Source organism: Microbacterium sp. CPCC 204701, from assembly GCF_004010105.1.
In the GTDB taxonomy this organism is placed as follows: domain Bacteria; phylum Actinomycetota; class Actinomycetes; order Actinomycetales; family Microbacteriaceae; genus Microbacterium.
This window is the reverse complement of the sequence record NZ_RRYE01000493.1, coordinates 1-1,871: the sequence shown is the minus strand read 5'-3', so window position 1 is coordinate 1,871 and position 1,871 is coordinate 1. Positions and strand designations below refer to the sequence as shown.

Here is a 1,871-nt window from a genome sequence, read left to right as displayed (position 1 = left end):
GAGTGCCGGCTGGCGCCCGCCCGCCGCGAGGCGCTCGGCGGCGAGGCCCTCCGCCGCCTCGAGAGGCGTGACGCCCCGCGTGGCCGCCTCGTCGTACACCCGGCGGATGGTGTCGCCGATGTGGGCGACCCGCTCCATGATCTCGCCGCGCGTGCCGAGCTTCTTAGCCTCGAGGTCGAGGTAGATCACGCCGCCGGCGTTGACGACGAAGTCGGGGGCGTACAGCACGCCGCGATGTGCGAGGCGCTCGGCGCCGCTGCGGTCGGCCAAGGGGTTGTTCGCGGGGCCGCACACCGCCTTGGCGTCGAGCGCGTCGATGACCTCGTCGGTGAGCAGTCCGCCGATGCCGGCGGGCACGAACACGTCGGCGGGCACCAGGTGCTCCTCGCCCGGCGTGCACCAGTGGGCGCCGAGCTCCGTGGCGAGGTCGCGCTTGGCGGGGTTGACGTCGGTGACCGTGAGGTGCGCGCCCTCGGCCGAGAGGCGCACCGCGAGGCGGCTGCCGACCTGGCCGAGGCCCGAGATCGTGATGCGACGGCCCTCGACATCGGGTGATCCCGCCACGCGCTCGAGCGTCGCGCGCAGCGATTCGTACACGCCGAGGCTCGTGGGGCCCGCGGGTTCACCCGACCCGCCGACGGCGTCGGGAAGGCCGACGACGTGCTCGGTGCGCTCGCTGACCACGAGCATGTCGTCGGTCGTCGAGCCGACATCCTCGGCGGTGCGGTACAGGCCGTGCAGCGACTCGACGGCGTCGCCGAGGTCGAGGAAGGCGGCGCGACGCCGCTCGAGGTCGAGGGTGGTTTCCGGCGGGAGGGCGATGACCGACTTGCCGCCGCCGGCGTCAAGCCCGGCCGCGGCGTTCTTGAGCGTCATCGCAGCCGACAGGCGCAGGGCGTCGCCGAGCGCATCGCTCCAGTGCGGGTACGTCCACAGGCGGGCGCCGCCGAGGGCGGAGCCGAGTACGGACGAGTGGAGCGCCACGGTGATGAAGAGGCCGCTGCGTCGCCCGGTGATCACCTCCACGCGCTCGTGCGTGAAATCGGGCAGGGGCAGGGAGGGTGTTGCGTGCGTCATCGCGGGTCTTCCTTCGGCGGGCCTCGTGGGCAGTGCGCTGGGATGCCGCGGCGTTGCGGCATCCGCCTCCATTGCACACCCTCGCGGCGGATTGTTCAACCACCTCGCCGCAGGCTGTGCAGATTGCGCGGTCATGCGGCTCGACCGTGGCAACCTGTCGCCCCCGCGTGGCGCTCTGTCGCCTCCGCGTGGCGCTCTGTTCGTGTCGCAGGACGTTCTCGGGAACCCGGGCGTGTCTGCGGCGTGTCGCCCGGGGTCCGCATCGGTCGTCCTGCGAGACGAACGCCCTCGGGTCCTCCCCAGGGCCGGGGCCGAGCGCGTTCTCCCCAGAAGCGACGACGGATGCCGCTGCCGCGGTCCGCTGACGACACCATCTATGGCATGCCCGCTGCCTTCGCTCCACGCCCCGAGGCTCGTTCCGTGCCGGCTGCTTTCACAGCGCGCTGCCACCGTGAGAATCGCGCGGTTCCAAAGAGATGGCACGTCTGGTCCCGCGCCGAGTTGATGGCGAACGGCTGGACCGCCCGGGCGCTGACAGCGGCCGTGCGCGGGGGGCGGCTCGTCCGAGCGCGCGAGAACGCCTATGTCCTTCCGGAAGCGCCCGAGGAATGCCGGACGGCCGCCGCGGTCGGGGGTCGTCTCACGTGCGTGTCGGAGCTCGCGCGGTGGGGTGTGTTCGTGTGGGACGCATCGGATGTGCACATCGCGGTGCCGTCGACGCGCTCGCGTCTGCGGAGGTCGCCCGGGGTACGCGTGCATTGGACCCAGTCCAGCGCAGACGGCTGGTCGAGCAC

1 protein-coding gene is annotated in these 1,871 nt (G+C 72.6%); it reads right to left on the bottom strand.

The window, feature by feature from the left end; translation table 11 throughout:
* Positions 1-1,077 (bottom strand): Glu/Leu/Phe/Val dehydrogenase family protein (locus EIO58_RS17170; RefSeq protein WP_164861836.1); only part of this gene is annotated, 1,077 nt, incomplete at its 3' end.
* Positions 1,078-1,871 lie beyond the last annotated feature (794 nt).